The sequence below is a fragment of the Edaphobacter sp. genome, from assembly GCF_028283685.1.
GTDB lineage: Bacteria > Acidobacteriota > Terriglobia > Terriglobales > Acidobacteriaceae > Edaphobacter.
This window is the reverse complement of the sequence record NZ_JAPWKF010000007.1, coordinates 683,158-703,143: the sequence shown is the minus strand read 5'-3', so window position 1 is coordinate 703,143 and position 19,986 is coordinate 683,158. Positions and strand designations below refer to the sequence as shown.

General features: G+C 60.9%; 17 protein-coding genes. 8 read left to right on the top strand and 9 right to left on the bottom strand.

The genetic code is table 11. The features are described from left to right. Positions 1 to 20: 20 nt before the first annotated feature. Positions 21 to 743 carry an MgtC/SapB family protein gene (locus PW789_RS13675; RefSeq protein WP_299377303.1) on the bottom strand — a complete coding sequence of 241 codons (723 nt, stop codon included), beginning with the start codon at positions 741 to 743 and terminating at the stop codon, positions 21 to 23. A 35-nt stretch (positions 744 to 778) separates the two neighbouring features. Beyond that, positions 779 to 1,126 (bottom strand): tetratricopeptide repeat protein, encoded by a 348-nt coding sequence (locus PW789_RS13670; RefSeq protein WP_367182557.1) that lies wholly within the window; start codon positions 1,124 to 1,126, stop codon positions 779 to 781. A 25-nt stretch (positions 1,127 to 1,151) separates the two neighbouring features. On the opposite strand from PW789_RS13670, the gene PW789_RS13665 reads away from it, so the two are divergent. From PW789_RS13665 to dnaJ, 5 genes are all read left to right on the top strand, one after another. Beyond that, a complete protein-coding gene (locus PW789_RS13665; protein ID WP_299377301.1) occupies positions 1,152 to 1,673 on the top strand; it encodes an acyl-CoA thioesterase in 522 nt (173 codons plus the stop codon). 19 nt (positions 1,674 to 1,692) lie between these two features. Further along, positions 1,693 to 2,532, top strand: a complete 840-nt coding sequence (locus tag PW789_RS13660) for an Mrp/NBP35 family ATP-binding protein (protein WP_299377299.1) — start codon at positions 1,693 to 1,695, stop codon at positions 2,530 to 2,532. 45 nt (positions 2,533 to 2,577) lie between these two features. Continuing rightward, entirely contained in the window at positions 2,578 to 3,651 is a 1,074-nt protein-coding gene (gene hrcA / locus PW789_RS13655) for a heat-inducible transcriptional repressor HrcA (protein WP_299377297.1), read from the top strand. Between the two features lie 107 nt (positions 3,652 to 3,758). After that, positions 3,759 to 4,313 (top strand): nucleotide exchange factor GrpE, encoded by a 555-nt coding sequence (locus tag PW789_RS13650; protein WP_299377295.1) that lies wholly within the window; start codon positions 3,759 to 3,761, stop codon positions 4,311 to 4,313. A gap of 51 nt (positions 4,314 to 4,364) precedes the next feature. Further along, on the top strand, positions 4,365 to 5,498 hold the full coding sequence (gene dnaJ, locus PW789_RS13645) for a molecular chaperone DnaJ (RefSeq protein WP_299377883.1): 1,134 nt from the start codon (positions 4,365 to 4,367) through the stop codon (positions 5,496 to 5,498). 64 nt (positions 5,499 to 5,562) lie between these two features. On the opposite strand, the gene PW789_RS13640 is transcribed toward dnaJ, so the two are convergent. The 7 genes from PW789_RS13640 to PW789_RS13610 form a co-directional block, all read right to left on the bottom strand. Next, on the bottom strand, positions 5,563 to 6,300 hold the full coding sequence (locus tag PW789_RS13640) for a 16S rRNA (uracil(1498)-N(3))-methyltransferase (RefSeq protein WP_299377293.1): 738 nt from the start codon (positions 6,298 to 6,300) through the stop codon (positions 5,563 to 5,565). After that, positions 6,297 to 6,863 (bottom strand): hypothetical protein, encoded by a 567-nt coding sequence (locus tag PW789_RS13635; protein WP_299377291.1) that lies wholly within the window; start codon positions 6,861 to 6,863, stop codon positions 6,297 to 6,299. The genes PW789_RS13640 and PW789_RS13635 overlap by 4 nt, the downstream gene beginning before the upstream one ends. Before the next feature lie 171 nt (positions 6,864 to 7,034). After that, entirely contained in the window at positions 7,035 to 8,078 is a 1,044-nt protein-coding gene (locus PW789_RS13630; protein WP_299377289.1) for an AI-2E family transporter, read from the bottom strand. A gap of 102 nt (positions 8,079 to 8,180) precedes the next feature. Then, complete coding sequence (locus PW789_RS13625) at positions 8,181 to 8,759, bottom strand: shikimate kinase (RefSeq protein ID WP_299377287.1); 579 nt, start codon at positions 8,757 to 8,759, stop codon at positions 8,181 to 8,183. Between the two features lie 258 nt (positions 8,760 to 9,017). Further along, positions 9,018 to 9,308: a hypothetical protein gene (locus PW789_RS13620; protein WP_299377285.1), complete on the bottom strand. Its 291-nt coding sequence runs from the start codon at positions 9,306 to 9,308 to the stop codon at positions 9,018 to 9,020. Continuing rightward, a complete protein-coding gene (locus tag PW789_RS13615; RefSeq protein WP_299377283.1) occupies positions 9,305 to 9,964 on the bottom strand; it encodes an RNA polymerase sigma factor in 660 nt (219 codons plus the stop codon). Before PW789_RS13615 ends, PW789_RS13620 begins: the two co-directional genes overlap by 4 nt. Positions 9,965 to 10,143: 179 nt before the next feature. After that, positions 10,144 to 11,265 (bottom strand): ThiF family adenylyltransferase, encoded by a 1,122-nt coding sequence (locus PW789_RS13610; protein ID WP_299377281.1) that lies wholly within the window; start codon positions 11,263 to 11,265, stop codon positions 10,144 to 10,146. A 262-nt stretch (positions 11,266 to 11,527) separates the two neighbouring features. Between PW789_RS13610 and PW789_RS13605 the strand changes: the two genes are divergently transcribed. The 3 genes from PW789_RS13605 to PW789_RS13595 are packed head-to-tail and all read left to right on the top strand — an operon-like array spanning position 11,528 to position 19,934. Further along, on the top strand, positions 11,528 to 14,680 hold the full coding sequence (locus PW789_RS13605; RefSeq protein ID WP_299377279.1) for a POTRA domain-containing protein: 3,153 nt from the start codon (positions 11,528 to 11,530) through the stop codon (positions 14,678 to 14,680). A gap of 2 nt (positions 14,681 to 14,682) precedes the next feature. After that, complete coding sequence (locus PW789_RS13600; RefSeq protein ID WP_299377277.1) at positions 14,683 to 15,480, top strand: SurA N-terminal domain-containing protein; 798 nt, start codon at positions 14,683 to 14,685, stop codon at positions 15,478 to 15,480. Continuing rightward, positions 15,477 to 19,934, top strand: coding sequence for a translocation/assembly module TamB domain-containing protein (locus PW789_RS13595; RefSeq protein WP_299377275.1), 4,458 nt, complete (start codon positions 15,477 to 15,479; stop codon positions 19,932 to 19,934). Before PW789_RS13600 ends, PW789_RS13595 begins: the two co-directional genes overlap by 4 nt. Positions 19,935 to 19,986: the final 52 nt, after the last annotated feature.

Genomic DNA, 19,986 nt, shown 5'->3' with positions numbered 1-19,986 from the left:
GGTCGTCGGGGCCGAAAGTCTCACATATGCCAGGTGAGGGACCGTACAAAAGGTTCCTGGGCGATGGAGGCGATGAAGGAGGGGGTGGATGGTTCCTGGTCCATGACAGAGGGCCAGCGCAGTTCGCATTCGATGGCGCTGAGCGCGAATCCTGTGTAATGGGCCGTCCACGATCGCATGTGGAAGCCGGCGGCTTTGAATTGGTGACGCAGCTCCGACTCGCTTGGAGAGGTGGACGTTGCCGATGGGGTGAAGTCGGGCACGTTCAGTTGCAGCGCGAGTGTGCCGGTGTGGTGCGTCGGGAATTTGCTCTCAATGCCCTTCAAGATCCACAGAATGAAGAGTGCGAGGGCGCTTCCGACGACGGCCAGCCAGATCTGTCCACCCCCGAAGATGAGGCCAAGGACGGTGACGAACCACAGCGTGGCAGCGGTGGTGAGGCCGCGGACCAGGCCATCTTTGCGGATGATGGCTCCGGCTCCGATGAAGCCGATGCCGGAGAGAATGCCCAGCGGAAGGCGCATGAGGTCGAGGACGACAAACGAGTCCGGCGTCTTTCCCCGTACGTTCATCAGCATGTTGGCCTGCAGCATGGCGAGCGTCGCCGCAAGGCAGACCAGCATGGTGGTGCGGACGCCGGTCGATTGGCCACGTTCGTCGCGGTCAAAGCCGATCAGGAAGCTGGCGACGAGCGCCAACACCAGCCGAAGACCGATTTGTTGCCAGGTGAGCGAGATTGGCATGGCGGTTTCATAAGATGTCGCCGCGCCGCGCCGGGTTAACCGCCGAGTTCGTCGAGCATGCCCTGCATCTCCGAGGCGGCGTGCTGATTGCCGGTCCGGGCGGCGGCTTCGAGGCCGCTCTTCAGGCGCTCGATGGCCTCGTCGCTGCGGCCGAGTTTGGCCAGCGTCTGAGCGGACATCTGGTAGGCCGGAACGTAGTCCGGGTTGTGGGCGGTCAGGGTGGTGAACTGGTTGAGCGCTTCTTCGGGCTTGCCCTCGGCGACGTAGGCCATGGCCAGACCATAGCGGGCGAAGGCGTCGGTGGGGTTCTGTTCAAGTACCTGGGAGAGCAGAGCGATGCGGTCCATCCTTCGATGGTGCGACGGAGCGCGTGGAGTTGGCAAGCCGCGGCGATTTACACTGTATTTAATGAGCGAAGAGGTCGTAGCAAGAACCGTATGCGGGTCGCAGTCCGAGCGCAGCGAGATTATCTTTCCCGCAGACGCCAATGCGCTGGGTAATCTTTTTGGCGGACGCCTGATGCAGTACATCGACCTGGTGGGCGCCATGGCAGCCAGCCGCCATGCACGTGCGGTGACGGTCACGGCCAGCATGGATCACCTGGACTTCGTTGCGCCGGTCCACGTTGGCGACCTTCTGATTCTGAAGGCCAGCGTCAACCGCGCCTTCAAGACATCGATGGAGGTTGGTGTGAAGGCGATGGTCGAAGACGTTCGCCGCAACCGTCTGCGTCACGTCTCTTCCGCTTATTTGACCTACGTCGCGATGGACATGACGGGACAGAAGCTCGTCGTTCCGCAGGTGATTCCGGAGACGGAGCACCAGAAGCGTCGTTACGAGGACGCAGGCCGCCGCCGCGAGATGCGAGCCGGCGAGACACTACGCAAGAAAGAGATGCGTGCTCTGCTCAGCGAAGAGTGGCACATCTGACAGGATTCAGGAGAAGGTTATGGGACACATGGGAGCAGGAGCACCTCAGGGGCCGCAGCCGCAGCCTCTACCGGGAGTAGCGCACGTCATCGCAGTGGGCAGTGGCAAGGGCGGGGTCGGCAAGACCACCGTTGCGGTCAATCTTTCGGTCGCACTGGCCAAGATGGGCCACAAGGTCGGCCTGATCGACGCCGACATCTACGGCCCGAACGTGCCGACGATGCTGGGAGCGACGCGGCAGCCGAACGTGGTGGGCGACAACCGCATCGAGCCCGTCGTCGGACACGGCGTGAAGTTTATCTCCATTGGCCTGATCTCGCCCGGCGACAAGCCGCTGGTGATGCGTGGACCGATGCTGCACCAGATCATCCGGCAGTTCCTGCAGCAGGTGGAGTGGGGAGAGCTGGATTACCTGATCATCGATCTGCCTCCAGGCACGGGAGACGTGGTGATCTCACTGGTGCAGACGGTGCCGCTGACGGGCGCCGTGGTGGTTTCGACCGGTTCAAACGTGGCGCTCGAGGATGCCCGCAAGGCGCTCGAGATGTTCCACCAGGTAAAGGTCGAGGTGCTGGGCATGGTGGAGAATATGTCGCAGATGACGCTGCCCAGCGGCGAGGTGATCGACGTCTTCGGCGCTGGCGGGACGGAGCGCACGGCGGCACAGTTCAACATCGACTTTCTCGGCGCGGTTGAGCTGAATCCGTCAATCCGCGAGGGCGGCGACCGCGGCATGCCGATGGCGCTCGCGGGACCGGACTCCAAGCTGGCAGGAGAGTTCTACGAAGTCGCCCGTCATATTGTGGAGAAGGCGAAAGAGGTCGCTTCGCGCGATGAGGATGTGCTCGAGATCAGCTAGCACCCGCTTGACGCGGAGGATAGACTGATCGAGCGAGGGAGAGCCATGGCGGATCAGGTACAGGTGACGGCGCGGCAGCGGACCATCCTGACGGCCATCATCGAGAGCTATATCGAGACCGGGGAGCCGGTTGGCTCCGGCACGATTGCACGTCTCGCTCACGGCGAGGTACGGGCGATGAGCTCGGCCACGGTGCGCAACGAGATGGTGGCGCTGGCCGATGCCGGATTGCTGGAACAACCGCATACCTCTGCCGGACGCATCCCCACGGCACGAGCGTTTCGTCTTTATGTCGAGCAGCTGAGCGGCGGGGCACGCATCAGCGCAGCGCGGCTCCCGGCCAGTTCGAGGCGCCATATCGACTCGAGTTTTGTTGGACTTGCCAGTACCCAGGCGGTGCTGGAGCGTACCTCGCACGTGCTGGCTACGCTCTCAAGCGGCGTTGGTGTGGCGATTGCTGCTGCAGCCGAGGGCGATGTGCTGGAGCACGTGCACTTTTCGCGGCTTGCAGCGGCGCGGGTGCTTGCCGTCGTCGTGACCCGTTCGGGGATGGTGCGGGACCGCGTGCTGGCTCTTGACCACGACCTGACGCTGAGCGAGCTTGAGACAGCCTCGAACTTTTTGAATGAGCAGTTTCGCGGCTGGAGCATCGAGCAGGTGCGTACTGAGCTGGCGCGGAGGGTCGAGCGGGAGCGCAGCGAATATCACCGCTTGCTGAATGCGGTGCAGCAGCTGTGGTCGAAGGCTTTACCTGAGAGCGGACCGCGCACCCAGACGGTTTACGTCGAGGGTGTCGCCAACCTGATCGGGGTCAACGTCGATGCAGACCGCCTGAGAGATATGCTGGTTGCGCTTGAGGCCAAGCAGCGCCTGGTCGATCTTTTGAACGCGTATATCGATGCAAGGCAGCAGAGCGTGCGCGTGGTCTTTGACCTGGAAGAGCAGGCCCCGGAGATGGCGGGTCTTGTGCTGATCGCCGCGCCGACGCACATGGCGGGCGAGGCGCGGGGAACGATCGGCGTCATCGGCTCCAAGCGGATGGACTACGAGAACACGATGAATGCCGTTAGCTACCTGTCGCGGGTCTTTGACCGTATCGTATTGCATCCGAACGAGTAAGACGGTTCGACTGAATTGGGTCCGGTGCGTCCCTGCGGGCTGCGATGGGGGACTTGCGCGATCGGCGATAATAGAAGAGGTAAGAACTTATGAGGAGACATCATTCCATGCAGGACGAGACGACCGTGCAGGCCGTTCAGGAAGGCGATGCTGTGACCAACGCATCCGAGGCTAACGCACAGGACGCCGCTGCCACATTTCAGGCGGAGCTGGATCAGGTAAAGGGAGAACGGGATCAGCTGGTGGACCGGCTGGCCCGGTTGCAGGCTGAGTTCGACAACGCGCGGAAGCGTGAGTCCAAGGAACGCCAGGATGCTCGTGACTACACGGTTTCGAACACGGTGGAACCGTTTCTCGGCGTGATGGACAACTTTCAGCTGGCTCTCAAGTCGGAGGGATCGGCCGAACAGCTGCGCAGCGGTGTCGAGCTGATTCTGAAGCAGATGGAAGAAGCTCTGCGCGGCCTGAACGTGGTCGCGGTCGAGACGGTTGGAGCGCAGTTTGATCCCAGAGTCCACGAGGCGCTGGGGAGCATCGAAACCAAGGAACATCCGGATCACCAGGTTCTGGAGGAGATCCGTCGCGGATATAAGATTCGCGAGAAGCTTCTCCGTCCGGCGCTGGTGAGGATTGCTGTCAATCCGGCGATGGTCAGCGAGTAGTCTGCAAGGCTGCGGAAGGGCAAGTTTTCAAGGATGAGTGCGACGTCAAACGTGACCAAGATTGACTTTTATGAGGTGCTGAGTGTCTCCCGGGACGCCTCCGATCAGGAGCTGAAGACGGCCTATCGGAAGCTGGCGATGCAGTATCACCCCGACCGTAATCCGGGGAACGCCGAGGCCGAAGATAAGTTCAAGGAGTGCAGCGAGGCTTACCAGGTGCTGAGCGACCCGGATAAACGCGCAGCCTACGATCGCTACGGACATGCCGCCTTCAACGGCAGCTCCAGCGGAGCGGGTGCCGGGCCATTCGGCGGCGGATTTGGCGGCGCACAGGACCTTGGGGACATCTTCGGCGATCTGTTCGGCGAGATGTTCAACATGGGCGGCGCGCGCGGCAGAGCTTCGCGCGTGCAGCGTGGACGCGATCTGCGCTATGACCTCACGCTGGAGTTCGAAGAGGCTGTCTTCGGCGTCGAGCGGGAGATCAAGATCCGCCGCAGCGAGACCTGCACTGACTGCAAGGGAACGGGAGCGGCCAAGGGCCGTCAGCCGATCACCTGCACGCAGTGCAATGGAAGCGGGCAGCAGCGGTTCCAGCAGGGATTCTTCTCGGTGGCGCGCACCTGTTCGGTCTGCGGTGGCACGGGAACGATGATCGTCGATCCCTGCACGACCTGCCGCGGTGAGACGCGCATTCAGACGGAGCACAAGATCCTGGTCAAGGTACCTGCAGGAGTCGAGCAGGAGACGCGTATCCGCTACCAGGGCGAGGGCGAGGCGGGTAAGTTCGCCGGACCGGCCGGGGATCTTTACGTGGTGCTCAACATCAAGGAGCACAAATTCTTCGAGCGCGATGGCGACGACCTGCACTGCGTGATGCCGATCTCGTTCCCACAGGCGGCGCTGGGCTCCGATCTCGAGATCCAGACGCTTGAGGGCGTCGAGACGATCAAGATTCCCGAAGGGACGCAGAGCGGGCGCGAGTTCCGTATGCGCGGCAAGGGCGTGCCTCACCTGAACGAGCGCGGCAAGGGCGACCTGATCGTCGAGATTCGTGTTCAGACGCCGGGCAAGCTCAGCAAGCAGCAGAAGGATCTGCTGCGGCAGCTGGCCGACACGATGACGGTGGAGAACACGCCGACCTCGCGCGGCATCTTCGACAAGGTGAAGGACATCTTCCAGTAGTCCTGATCGAGAAAGAAAAGGCCCGGATTTTGTCCGGGCCTTTTTGCGTCTGAATTAGCCGGGATTAGCCGAGCTGCGAACCGACGATGGCGATGGCTGAGATCGCTGCGGTCTCGGCGCGCAGGATGCGCGGTCCCAGCGTGACGTGCTGCCATCCCTGCGCGGTGAACAGGGCCATCTCTTCCGCGGTCCAGCCGCCTTCGGGGCCGATGGCCAGTGCGATGGAGGCGTCCTGCGAGGTGGATGCCTGGAGGGCAGAGAGCAGCGTCATACTCTGCTCGGTCTCCGAGAGCAGAATGCGCTGCGCCGAGACCTCTTCCTTGAGGGCTGTTGCCAGAGGCTGGGGATCGGCGATATCGGGAATCGTCGTGCGGCGTGACTGCTTGGAGGCTTCGAGCGCAATGCGCCGCCAGCGTTCGGCACGCTTTGTGGCGGCCTGGGCAAGATGCTTCTCGCTGCGGCGGGCGATGATGGGCGTGATGCGGGCGACGCCAAGTTCGGTGGCCTTTTCGATGGCCCACTCCATGTGGTCGAACTTGAAGATGGCCAACAGAAGATGCAGCGGCAGTGCGGAGTCGGACTCCAGCTCTTCGTGGAGGGTGAAGGCTACCTCGGCGGATTGGCCGGAGCCGGAGGGGCGAACGCTGACGATCTCGGCGCGGTGCAGAAATCCGCCGGCGACCACGTCGTAGATCTGTCCCGGCTCGGCGCGCAGGACACGGGCAAGATGCTCAGCCTGTTCCCCTGTCAGGGAGGCGGTGGTTTCGGTCCAGGTATCTGCGATCCAGCGGCGACGCGTCATTCCGTTTGCGAGGTCTTCCCTTGATCGGCGACCGCCACGTTGAGGTTCTGTGGGATAGCGATCTCCAGCGGCCCCTGATGGTAGAGGTCCACATTCAGTGTAGCCGAGCGTCGTCCGTTCCAGTCCTCGGCCGATATGGGGAAGTGCAGCAGGATCATGCCTTCCGCGGTTTCGCCGGGGCTGATGAGCGTCTCGCGCAGCAGGGGAGGAGAGGCCAGCTTCCGGATGGGAGGAAAGCTGGTGTAGATGGCCTCGAGATCGTTCTTCTGCGCCCCTGTGCCGGTGATGGTCTGGCCGTCCCGGGTCACGATGGTTCCGGTGAAGTCCTTGAGAAAGAGCGGCAGGTTCAGGCGGTCTGAGATCCTGACGGTGACCAGGGCGTAAAGATCGTCCTGTGATCGGTCGCGGTTGACCAGAATCGTGTCGGATTTGAAGACCGTATGAGTGGGATAGGCCGCAGCATGTGTGACTTCCGTCTCGGCGACGCTGTGCGGCGTATATCGAATCACCAGAGCGATGACGATTCCCAGAACAAGGAACGCAATGAGAACAGGGGCGAGCAAATTCCGGCGAGCGGGTTGGCTAAACTTTAAATCAGTCACGAGGCGCTCAGAATAACAAGGTCAAACTGTATACCGGCTCTAAAAAGTGGAGATACCTGTGCTTCCGTAATCTTGCGTTTCCACTGCTGCGGCTAACAGGTTCATTCTATTGGATTTTTTGCGGCATAAGTCTTAGCTGTCCCGCCGCACGGCATATTCGTCGAGCAAGACGGCTACCAGCGCTGCTGTGGGGACCGCCACCAGTGCTCCGGTGACGCCCGCCAGGGCAGTGCCCAGCAGCAAGGCGATGAGGATGGTCAGCCCCATCAGATCCACGCTGGAGCGCATGATACGTGGCGTGAAGTAGGCATTTTCGAGGTTGATGTAGACCAGATAGAAGAGCAGAACGCCCGACATCTTTGCCCAGGAGTCGAGCGCAGCCACGATCGCGGCGAGGGCGATGGTAAAGACGCCTCCAGCGATCGGGATAATGTTCAGCAGTCCCATCAGGAAGCCGAGCAACAACGCATAGCGCACGTGCAGCACGAAGAAGGTGATGGTGGAAGAGACGCCGAGGATCAGCATCAGGAGGCCCTGACCGAAGAGCCACTTGCTGATCTTCTGGTCCGCACGGCGCAACGTCATGTCGAGTCGCATCCGCGCCGTGGGCGGAAACAGCGAAAGAAAGAAGCTGTAGGCGTGCTCTCCTTCCAGCATGAAGTAGATGCAGAGGAAGAGTGCTGTGAGGATGTCGAAGAGATGGGTGATCCAGTTAGGCAGCGAGACGACAAGATAGCTGGCCGTCGCCGTCAGGGCGCTCTCGGCGCGGGAGGCGATGGTATCGACGCCCAGGCGATTGGCCAGGGGAAGATCCTTCAGCTTGTTGACGACGACCGGAATCCTCCTCGGCAGCTCGGTCGAGAACTGGTTGAGATCGCGCAGCACGGGAGGTAGACCAACGACGAAGAAGAGGGCCAGGAGGAAGCAGACGGCGATGATGAGCAGAACGATTGCAATCGCCCGGGATGGCCGCCAGCCGCGGATCTCCAATTGGGTGATGCGGTTGACGATGGGCATCAGCACGGCGGCAAAGAGCGCGCTGACGTAGATGATCATCAGCTCCTTGACCAGAAACCACGCCAGCAGGAGCAGCAGAATGACCCCAAAGGTAAAGAGGATGTGGCCGCGCACCATTGTGCGCGACTCCCGTTGCTCGGGTGTAAGGTCGATATTCACTCTGGGCTGGCCGCTCCAAGGTCTGCTTCTATGTGTGTCTGTTGATCGTGCGATGAAAATAAGATGCAGCGCGGCATTTGATAGCCGCCTGGCGGCAGCGTGTCAGGCGTGGTTCAGCCGGTTCAGGATCGCCTCGATCGTTTCATCCGCGGTCAGCACAGAGGTATCGACGGCGATGCGGGCCAGTCGGGAGTAAAACGGACGGCGGCGGGCGAAGCGCTGCTCGGCGAGAACCGGGTCGGCGAGCACGGGTCGCGCAATCTGCTGCAGCATGCAGCGATCGAAGAGGGTGGGGAAGGGGGCGTCGAGAAAGACGGCGAGGGTGAACGGTGTCTGCTCGATCATCAGCCGGTTGGTGAGCTCTTCCGGTGCTCCACCGCCAAGTGCGAGCACGACGTTGGCCTGGCTGAGCGCGGAGGCCAGAGCCGTTGACTCCAATCGACGAAAGCGCGGCTCGCCGTGCAGCGAGAAGAGGTCCGGGATCGTGGTTCCGGTGCGGTTTTCGATGTGGGTATCGAGATCGAGGAAGCTCCAGCCAATGCGCTCGGCCAGCATGCGGCCGATGGTCGACTTGCCGGCGCCCATAAAGCCCGTCAGAACGATGCGGCGGACGGAGGAGGGGACGGGCGGCACGGTGCGGGCGCTGGTTGCAGGGAGTGGTTCTGTTTGGCTGGATGACATGGTCGTTCTCCGTTCGGCGAATTCTGTAGCACAAGCAAAAGCCGCGACTTTTTGGGTCGCGGCTCGGAAGATCGAAGTCTCTGGAGGTTTTACTGTTTCTCAGAGAGGCATACGAGGACTTCTCCAGCCGCGGCAATGCGCCAGTAGCAATAGCTAAATCGGCCGGTCTGGAGACGGTGCGTCATGCTGGAATAAGCCTACAGCCGAGAAAAATGGTTTGCAACTGCAATTTTAATAAGTAAGTTCCGAACGCCAGAATCAGATCTTTTCGAGGTCCGGGGTCGGAGCCTCTGCAGCCATGCTGTTTTTGATCTTCTCCCACACGTTGTCGCTGGGATCGTGTGTCGGCTCAAGCAGCTGCCTGGCCTGATCGGCGATGTATTGCAGGTCACGAACCAGGGCAGAGCAGTTTTCACAGGTCTTCAGGTGTTCCAGCAGCTTGGGATCGTCCATCGCCCCTTCGCTTCCAGCAGCAAACAGCTCCGGGAGGTGTTCCTGAAACTCGGCGCAGGTCATCGGTGAGTCGTTCTTTTCGTTGTGCGAAGTCATAGCGCTGTTTCCTTCATTTCCCCCGATATCATTGGCTCTGGTTGACGCAGTAACTCGCGCAACTTCAGGCGGGCCTTGTGGAGCTGCGATTTGCTATTGCCAGTGGAGCACTCGAGCATGGTTGCGATCTCATTATGTTCGAAGCCTTCGACGTCATGCAGCACGAAGACCATGCGGTAGCCGGGCGGCAGCGATGCCACGGCGCGCTCCAGCGCAACGCGGTCCACGGAGCCTGAAAGCTGGACGTCACGGCTGCCGAAGTCGCGCTTCGGTGCGTCCTCCTCGGACGGGTTGATCGTCTCCTCCAGAGAGACCAGCTGCAGGCCCTTCTTGCGAAGGTGCATCAACACCAGGTTCACCGTCAGGCGGTGCAGCCAGGTGGAGAAGGCGCTTTCTCCGCGGAAGCTTCCGATCTTGCGGAAGAGGTGAAGGAACGCCTCCTGCGTCATGTCTTCGGCTTCAGAGACGTTGCCGAGCATGCGCAGGCACAGCGTGTAGACGCGACGTTTATGCAGAGCGTAGAGCTTTGAAAAGGCTTCTCCATCACCGGCTTTTGCGCGCTCAATCGCTTCAGCTTCTCCGGCAATGGGGGGATTTCGTTTGAAGAGGCCGGGGCCGGCCTTTGGTTCCGTCATTTGTTGGCCTTGGATCTCCATGGCGTAACGAGACTCCGATGTCTTCTAAAAAATAAAATGGTGAACTGCCCGCTTATACGGTGTGTAAACGGAGTATTTACTTGGCTCTTATTTTCTTGGAGTGCCTTCCCGGAGTAAAGGTTGTGTCGCGAACGCCGGAGCTGCCGGTGAAAGCCGCTATCTATCATGTTGTAAATGGTTTAGCTGCCGATGAAGCGGGCATAGAGCGAGCGGGCAATGGTAGTGTCCGTCGTTCCCTGGACGATGGCGCGGCCGTCGGCAAAGAGCGTGATGGTGTGAGGGCCGCGGACAAATCGCAGCAGAAGGTCGTTGAAGCGGACATCGCCGTGGGGTGCCAGCCGCTCCCGCATGGCGGCGAAGTCGACGGGGCGGTGATGCTCGTGAATCTGCACCGAGTTGCGGCCGCATAGCGTGATGTGTGGACGGCCTTCCCCGGCAAGATGGGTAAAGCTGCGCTCGTCGCAGACGCTGCAGCCCGCACGAGGCCGGGAAGCCGAGATCTCGGAGCGTTCGCTCGACCACAGATCGAAGGAGAGCATTGTGCGTCGCATGCGCTCCGGTTGGCCGGTCAGAAACTTGAGCGCCTCCGTTACCTGGATCGAGGCGGCAAAGTTGACTGCTGTTGCGAGAATTCCCGAGGTATCGCAGGTCTCCACCGGGCCGCTGGGCGGCTTAGGGAAGAGGCAGGCGAGGCAGGCCGTCGGCTCCCATGATTGGCCCGTGCTATCGGCTCCGCGCGGCAGGATGTTCATGGTCGCGGCGTAAGCTCCGATGGCAGCGGCGTAGATCCAGGGTTTGCCCTGGCTGACGGCATAGTCGTTGACCAGGTAGCGGGTCTCGAAGTTATCCGTGGCATCCAGCACAAGGTCGGCCTGGGCGAACAATTCCGCAATGTTGGCCGGGACGAGGTCGGCGACGTGGGCATGGACGGTGATGCCGGAGTTGAACTGGGCGATTTTGCGTCTTGCGGCCTCGGTTTTGGGAAGTGCCTGCAGCGCGTCGGACTCGTCGAACAGGACCTGGCGTTGCAGGTTGGACGGCTCGACGAAGTCCCGGTCGACCAGCGTCAGCGTTCCGACGCCTGCCCGAGCTAGCAGCGATGCGGCGGCGGCGCCGGTTGCTCCGCAGCCGGCGATGGCGACGTGGGCCTGCGCCAGTCGTTGCTGACCGTCGGCCCCGATGCCGGGGAAGAGAATTTGGCGGGAGTAGCGGTCTTCGTCGGTGATGCTGCCGGACGAATGCGGCGACGCGGTGGGCGTCGTGCCGGGAATCGGGTCGAGATCGAGCGGGGTCAAAGGCATAGAAGCTGCGATCCGCCTCCCCCTGGGAGGCTTCTGTTTCGTAGTATAGGGAATGCATAGCGGAAGGGCGAGCCGTCGGGACAAGTGGCCATGCAGGGAGCTGTGGCTCGGCAGACGGTGCGACCCGGTGTCTGCATCAAAACAAACCAGCAGGCGATAACGATTGTTTAGAGGATGGGTGTATCGGTTGGGTCAGCTTCAACCAGCTCGAACGGCATGGGGGACGTGCCGGCAAGGTAGAGGTGCGTTGAAGAGGATGCGCATGGCTGCTGCTTTGCTTCTCGGGATCGCCCCTTGCGCTCTGCTTGCTCAAAGCTCACCAGCTCCATCGCTTCCGTCCGCTCCTCAGCCGCAGTTTGCCGCTCAAGCTGCCGCTCAAGCGGTCCCTCAGAGTCCAGCGCCGCCTTCGAGCGAGGCTGTCTCGGCTGATAGCGCCATCGGCAGCTCTGTCTGGGGCTGGAAGGGGATTCATGTCGATCGGATCGAGTTCGAGGGAGTCACCTTCGACAGTACCGATACCCTGCCTTCCGAACTTGCCCAGAAGGCGGGTCAGCCGTTTGACCCGGACAACGTCCGTTCCAGCACGCGAAGGCTCTTCGGCAGCGGTCGCTATCGTGATATCACCGTTCGCGGCGTGCGAACGAACGATGGCATGGTCCTGATCTTTACGGGAGTGCCGCGTTACTTCGTTGGCCGCGTCACCATTACCGGGGTGAAGTCCGATAGGCTGTCCTCTTTGCTCGAATACGGCACCAAGCTAACTCCGGGGAGACCGTACACCGACTCGTCGGTTTCAGGCGGTTCGGAGGGGATCAAGGACATCCTGCGCCAGTATGGCTACTACGAGAGCAAGGTCTTTGCCGGAACGACACTGGACAAAGTCAACAGTCAGATCGACGTCGTCTATGACGTTGAAATCGGACGGCAGGCGCGTGTCGGCGAGGTTGCCATCGACAGCGCTGACCTTGGCATGACGGTGGAGCAGTTCCGTAAGAAAGCCAAGATCAAGCAGGGGAGCAAGGTGTCGCGCGACACGGTAAGCAATGCCCTCTCCCGATTGCGCAAGCAGTATCAGAAGAACAACCGGCTCGAGGCCACAGTCAGTATGCAGAAGCAGACCTATGTGCCTTCGCGCGGCCAGGTGGACTATGAGTTCAAGGTCAACCAGGGGCCGGCGGTAAAGGTTCTGGTCGAGGGGGCCAAGATCTCCGGAGCCCGTCTTCATCTCCTGGTTCCCATCTTCGAAGAAGGCACCATTGACAATGATCTGCTGAACGAGGGCGTACATAACCTCCGCGACTTTGTGCAGCAGCAGGGCTACTTCGACGCCAAGGTCGATGTTCGCCAAGTCGGCCAGGGAACGGCCGACGAGAGCGTGATCTTCGTCATCGATCGCGGCATCAAGCATAAGGTGCTCTCTGTAGATATCGCGGGTAACCACTACTTCTCCGATGGCATTCTTCGCGAGCTGATGAATGTGAAGAAGGCCGATGCCTACCAGCGAAGCGGTCGCTACAGCCCGGTGCTGGTGCAAAGCGATGTGAGTGCGATCGAGGCACTCTACCGGGCGAACGGCTTCGACCAGGCCGACGTAAAGACGAAGGTCACAGACAGTGATGTCACCACGGGTAAACCGGGCAAGATCACCGTTGTGTACACCGTTGAGGAAGGGCCGCAGAAGAAGTTTGGAAAGGTCACGATCACCGGCGTTGACCCCTCACGCATGGACGAGATCAAGACCCTGATGAATACCCAGGAGGGCCAGCCTTTTTCGCTGGTGACGGTCTCCGGAGATCGCGACACGGTCCTTTCCTACTATCTAAGCCACGGATTCGATCAGGCGCTGGTCGAGGTCCAGCAGCACAAGGAGGCCGGAGACGCTACACGCACCGACGTCGCGCTGCAGGTGCAGGAAGGCCCACAGGTCTTCGTGAATCACGTTCTGCTGTCGGGGCTCAACTTCACACGTCCGAAGGTCGTCGACAGCAAGATCACGATGCATCCCGGCGACCCGCTGGATCAGAGTGCGCTCCTGCAGACGCAACGCAATCTGTACGACCTCGCACTCTTCAACGAGGTCATCACCGCGGTGCAGAATCCCGCAGGCGACGCGCCTCGCAAGAACACCCTGGTTCAGATCACCGAGGCGAAGCGCTGGAACGTGACCTACGGCTTCGGCTTCGAGGCGCAGACCGGTAACCCTGGCGGCACGATTCAGACCAACAGTACAAAAGGTTCTTCGACGGAAGGGCGCGCCGGCGTCAGCCCGCGCGTCTCGCTCGATGTCTCCCGCATCAACCTGCGCGGCAGCGAAGACTCGTTGACACTGCATTCGACCTACGGCCTTCTGGAACAGATTGCAATTCTCACCTTCCAGAACCCTCACTTACTGGGCGCAAAGAACGTGGCGGCGTCGGTGTCTGGTGGCTATACCAACATTCAGAACATTACGACCTTCGCTTCTTCCACCCTGCAGGGCGACTTCCGCATCACGCAGAAGTGGAAGCGCACCGATACCTTTATCTACGATGCGCTCTACCGCCGCGTCGAGGTTGATCCCAACAGCCTGCGCGTGTCCCAGGATCTGATTCCGCTGCTTTCACAGCCGGTGCGCGTCGCCGGACCGGGACTGACATGGTTCCACGACACGCGGCAGCCATCACCACTCAATGCCAGCAAAGGTTTTTATTCGACGATCCAGACCTTTCTGGCCTCTTCGAAGTTCGGTTCCCAGACGAACTTCTGGCGCATTGATGGTTCCTACTCGACCTACTACTCCCTCTTCAATCATCGCTATGTCTTTGCGCGGAGCACACGCATCGGGTACGAGAAGGCATGGGGCGCCAATCCAAATGCCGGCAACGCCGCATGCGAGGGTGTGCTGCTGACGACGAATCCCAGCTGCAATACGGTGCCGCTGCCGGAGCGCCTCTACGCCGGCGGTGCGACATCGCATCGCGGCTTCGGCATCAACGCCGCCGGTCCACGCGACCTGCAGACCGGCTATCCCGTCGGAGGATCGGCCGCGTTCGTAAACACCTTCGAGCTGCGCATGCCTCCGCCGACGCTGCCGTATGTCGGCGACAGTGTCAGCTTTGTGCTCTTTCACGATATGGGCAACGTCTTTCAGAATCCGAAGGACATGTTTCCGAGCTTCCTGCGCTTCCGTCAGCCGAATCGTGGCACCTGCCGCGATGTCTCGGGAACGATCGGCACCTGCAGCTTCAATTATTTTTCTCATGCCGTCGGTCTCGGCGCACGTTACCGTACACCGGTTGGCCCTATCCGCGTGGACTTCAGCTATAACCTGAATCCTCCGATCTATCCGGCGATCGACGACTATAACGGCGACCCGCCGCACCTGGGTCGGGGCGATCACTTCAACTTCTTCTTCAGCATTGGACAGAGCTTCTAATCATGAGCGCGGCGCACAACCCGGGAATGCGATGGCATGGCGCAGGCCTCACGGCCCTGCTGATGTCGTCGCTGTTTGCTGTCGCACAGCAGCCGGTTGCGGCTCCCGGCCCGAGTGCTGTGCCGTCTTCGCCTGTGACCGCGCCAGTGCATCCTGCGGTTCCGCAGCAGAAGGATCAGGGGGCTGTTCTCGACAGCGTGGTGGCCATTGTCAACGGAGACGTCATTCTTGAGAGTGACGTGGATGAAGAGCGCCGCTTTGAGACGATCCAGCCCTATCGTGGTTCGGCGACGGAGTTCTCCCGCGACCTTGCGATTCAAAGGCTGATCAACCGTACGCTGATCACGCAGCAGGCCGCCGTTGAGCCGGGCACCACAACCATTACCGATGCCGATGTGAAGAAGCAGATCCAGACGCTGCGGCAGGATATTCCGCAATGCGAACAGTACCATTGCGAGACCGACGAAGGCTGGCAAAAATTTCTCGCTGCTCATGGCTTTACGGTGAGCGCCTTTGAGCAGCGCTGGCGCAGCCGCATGGAACTGCTGAAGTTGATCGAGGTTCGTTTTCGCGATGGAATCGGCATCGATCACGAGGAGATCAAGGAGTACTACGAGAAGACCATGCTGCCGGAGTATCAGCGGCAGCATGTGAAGCCGCCGAAGCTCGACGATATCTCGGCGCGAATTGAAGAGGTGCTGCTGCAGCAGCGGGTGAGCACGTTGCTGCGCGACTGGCTGAAGTCGCTGCGGGTGCAGGGCAATGTCTGGATTATGCAGAACGGAGAGGTGGCGCCGTGAGCGACGAGCATCAGCAGACACCATCTCCCGAAGACCCGCACCGCAGCCTGGAAAAGCGCCTCGAAGACCGTCGACGCCAGATTGAAGACAAGCTGGAGGAGAAGCGCGAGCAGGTCGAGGAGAAGCTGCGGGAGGTGAAGCGTTCCATTGCCGCACGCATCACTCGCGGAACGCTGTGGACGCTTGGTGGAGTCATTGCCTTTCTGCTGGCGGTCTTCGGCATCTTTGCCTGGTACACGACGACGGCAGACTTTGAGCATCGCGTGAACGCGAAGCTCGTCTCCGTGCTGGAAGATGCCACCGGTGGTCGTGTCGAGCTCAAGAGCTTCCACTTTCATCTCTGGAAACTCGCGGTGGAGGCCAACGGCCTGGTCATCCATGGACTGGAGCCGGCAGGAGAGGCCCCCTATCTCTCTGCGGATCGCCTGGAGCTGCGTGTTCGCATCCTCAATTTCTTTTCGCATATCGCGGGTCATGGACCTGCCTCGTATATTTCGCTGAACTATCTGCGTGTCGATCGTCCGCAGTTTCATCTGATCGTCGATAAAGACGGCAAGACGAACCAGCCGACGCCGAAGCATCCAAGCACCAGCACCAAGCCCATTACGGACACGCTTCTGGACCTTCGTGCGAGGGAGGTCGAAGTCGCGAACGGTGTTGCGTTGATCAACAACCTTTCGGTGCCGTTCGATCTGGCAGCGCGCGATCTCGATGCCGAGGTGCACTACATCTATCACACGGATCGTTACGGGGCGACGATCGATCTGCGCGATCTGCGAACGAGGATTGCCAGCGAGCCCGAGGCACAGTCCAGCCTGCATCTTGATGGCGAACTGGGACGCGACGTCGCCGTGCTGCATCATTTTGAGTTGCACACGGGCAACGCCTCCGAACTGAAGGCCAACGCCAGCCTGACCCACTTTGCACGGCCCGAGTGGTCGGGCAGTCTTTCGGGCACGGTCGAGGTGAGGCAGGTGGCCGTGATGACCGGCCTGGATGCGCTGCGCACTGGCACGGTCGATCTCGATCTCAAGGCGCGCAACTGCCTTGCCAATACGCCACCGGATCAGAAGAGGCCTCCGTTCTGGAAGCGTATCCATCCTCGTCTTGGCAATGGCAAGCCTGCTGCGCAGGAGGTGCCGGCGCCGGAGCCAGGATGCCCGGCGAACTTCCTGGTCGTGGGAACGGCGAAGGTGCATGGCGCCGGATATCGCGATGAGTATGTCGATGTACGAAACATCAACGCGACGACACAGATCAATCTCTCTCCATCAGAGTTCGCGTTGAACGAGATGAGGGCCGTGTTTCCGGATGGCGGCACGGTCACCGGGAGCATGCGCATTGAGCACTGGCTGGGCGAAGTCGCAGCGGACTCCTCCGATGCATCGCCGATGGTGAAGGCCGCGGCCACAACCACAAACACCGCGGCGAAGTCCGTTGGGGCGAAGCCTCCTGTCGCCACGGTGCCAAAGGTCACACCGTCGCATGCCTTTATTGACGCAAAGCTGAACGGCGTCCCGCTGCGCACCATCCTGGACATTACGGCCGAACACTTCGGCGACCTGGGCTTCGATACCGCTATCAGCGGTCCGGTCAAAGTGGAGTGGGGCGGTTCGCAGCGCGATGTCGCCGATTCGGTTGAGGTCGATGGAGATCTGTCCCTTGCGCCGACAGGTGTTCGCCGCAAGGGAGCTGCTTCCAACATTCCCCTGAGCGGTCACGTGCTGGCTCACTACACGGGAAGCAATGAGACGGTGCGGATTCAACAGCTGACGGCGCAGCTGCCGCAGTCGAATCTGACGGCCTCGGGCATCCTCGGCGTCAACGTCGGCGATCCGCTGACTGCCCTGCAGGTGGACCTGACGGTGCACGATCTCTCGGAATACAACCAGCTACTGATGTCGCTGGGTCTTGAGGCGGGCGGGAAAAAGGGCTCGGCGGCTATTCCGGTCAACCTGCATGGAGCGCTGCATTTTGTTGGGGAAGCACGCGGCGCGGCACGGAATCTCGATGTCAAAGGACATGTCGAAGCGCATGAGGTTGAGATTGCCATGGGATCGACGGATGCGCTTATCGATTCGCTGGTCGCCGATGCCGAGTACTCTCCCTCGACTGGAGTTGCCGTTGCCAACTCCACGATCCATCGCGATACGGCAACACTTCGGGTTTCAGGGACGGTGCAGCCAAGGCGCGTTGTCTCGAAGCGCGGCGCCGTGAGCTACGAGTGGGACCAGAACATGGCGCTCGACACCACTGTCGAACTGGACGATGCGCAGGTGAGCGATGTGCTGGAGATCGTCGGTCAGCAGGAGAAGATTCCAGTAAGCGGAACGGCGACGGCGAATGCGCATGTTACCGGGACGATCGACGACCTCAATGGCACAGGGCACATCGTGCTGTCGAATGGCGTTGCCTATGGCGAGTCGTTTGAGTCGGTGACTGCGGACCTGGCCGTGCATGGCAAGGCGCTCGACGCATCGCGCGTTGTCCTGAAGGCGCATGGTCTACAGGTCGCCGGGAACGGCGGATATGACCTCGCGAGCAAACACCTGCACGGGCATATCGAAGGCCAGAATCTGGAGCTGGCTAAGTTCGACACAGTTAAGAAATCTGCCTCGTCCGTCAACGGTAAGGTCTCGCTGGTCGCCGACGCCAATGGAACGGTTACGGAGCCGCAGATTAAAGCAAACGTGACGCTCCGGGAACTCTCTTATCAGGGGGAGGTTCTGGGCGATGCGATCGTCGATGCGCATAGCCAGGGAAGCACGCTGTCCATGACGGCAAGCTCGACCATCGTCGGCGCCAAGCTGAACCTGAGTAGCCAGACGCAGTTGACAGGCGACTTTCAGTCGCAGGCGAAGCTGACGATCGCGGACTTCGACATCAACCGGCCACTGACGATGTTTGGACCGGGAACTCTCAAGGCGCAGTCTTCGATCTCCGGTGTGGCGACGATCAGCGGGCCTCTCAAGCTTCCGAAGCAGCTGGGCGGTACGGCAGAGCTCAACAACGTCGACGTCAAGCTGCAGGGTATCGAGCTGAAGGCCGCCGAACCGCTGCGCGTCAGTCTGCGTGATGGCCAGGCGACGCTGGACCAGGTGCACATTGTGGGTCAGGACACCGACATGCGATTCAGCGGCAACGCGCAGGTCTTCGGCTCTGACGATCCTAAGGGCGGCAAGCTCGACATGAAGGGATCGGGCGACGTCAGTATGTCGCTGCTGCACACCTTCGATCCCGATGTCATCTCCAGCGGCAAGGTCACCTTCACCGTTGCGGCGGGCGGTCGAGTGATGAACCCGTCACTGAGCGGCAAGGTGCTGTTCGAGAACGTCAATCTTGCGCTCGATGGCGTGCCCAACGGTTTGAGCAACATGAAGGGCAAGCTTGTCTTCACCGACGACAGCCTGCAGGTTGAGACGCTGACGGCCAAGAGCGGCGGGGGCAACCTGAATATCAAGGGCGCAATCCGTTTTCGCCATGGCATCTTCGTCGATATGTCGGCTACGGGAGAGGCCGTGCGCGTCCGTCTCTATGGCCTGAGCGCGACGGCGACCGCAAACCTGAAGCTGCAGGGAACCATGACCGGAGCCTTGCTGAGCGGCAACATTCTGATCACGCGCTTTGGCGTGGGACAGGACGTTGACTTTGCCGCCTTCGCCGGGGCGGGCGGAACGATTAGTGCGCCGCCCGATCCGGATGCTGCGGCCAATAAGGTGCGGCTGGACGTGCATGTCACCAGTTCGCCGCAACTCGACTTCCAGAACTCCTATGCCAAGCTCGCCGGATCGGTCGACCTCAATATCCGCGGGACGGTCGCCTCGCCGGCGATCCTGGGCAAGATCCAGATCACGGATGGTAGCGCAACCTTTGCCAGCACGAAGTATCAGCTGCAGCGTGGCGATATCTTCTTCACCAATCCGGTACGGATTGATCCGGCGATCGACATCGACGCGGTGGCACAGGTGGAGAACTATTCGATCACGGTCGGTCTGCATGGCACGGCCAGTAACCTGAAGCCGACCTATCGCTCGGAGCCGCCGTTGAGCGAAGCCGACGTCTTTGCGCTGCTCGCCCTTGGCCGTACGCAGGAGGAGGCGCAGATCTCGCAGACGCAGCAGCTTCGTGCCGGGCAGGACCCGACGACGAGCGCGCTGCTGGGTGGTGCACTGAATGCCACTGTCAGCCAGCGTGTCGAAAAACTCTTTGGTGGCGGATCCGTGAAGATCGATCCCGCATTCGTCGGTACGCTGGGTAACTCCTCGGCGCGCATTACGATTCAGGAGCAGATCGGCAAACAGATCACGGCGACGTTTGCAACCAACGTCAACAGTTCGGCGCAGCAGCTGCTCCAGGTGCAGTATGATCTGAATCCGACCTCGTCGATTGTGATCGGGCGCGACGAGTCGGGTGTATTCAGCATCGTCTACAAGTGGCGCCGCCGCTATCGCTAAAATGAGCAGCGAATTACGTAAGCCGTCGAACGGGACGAAGGACAACAAGGAG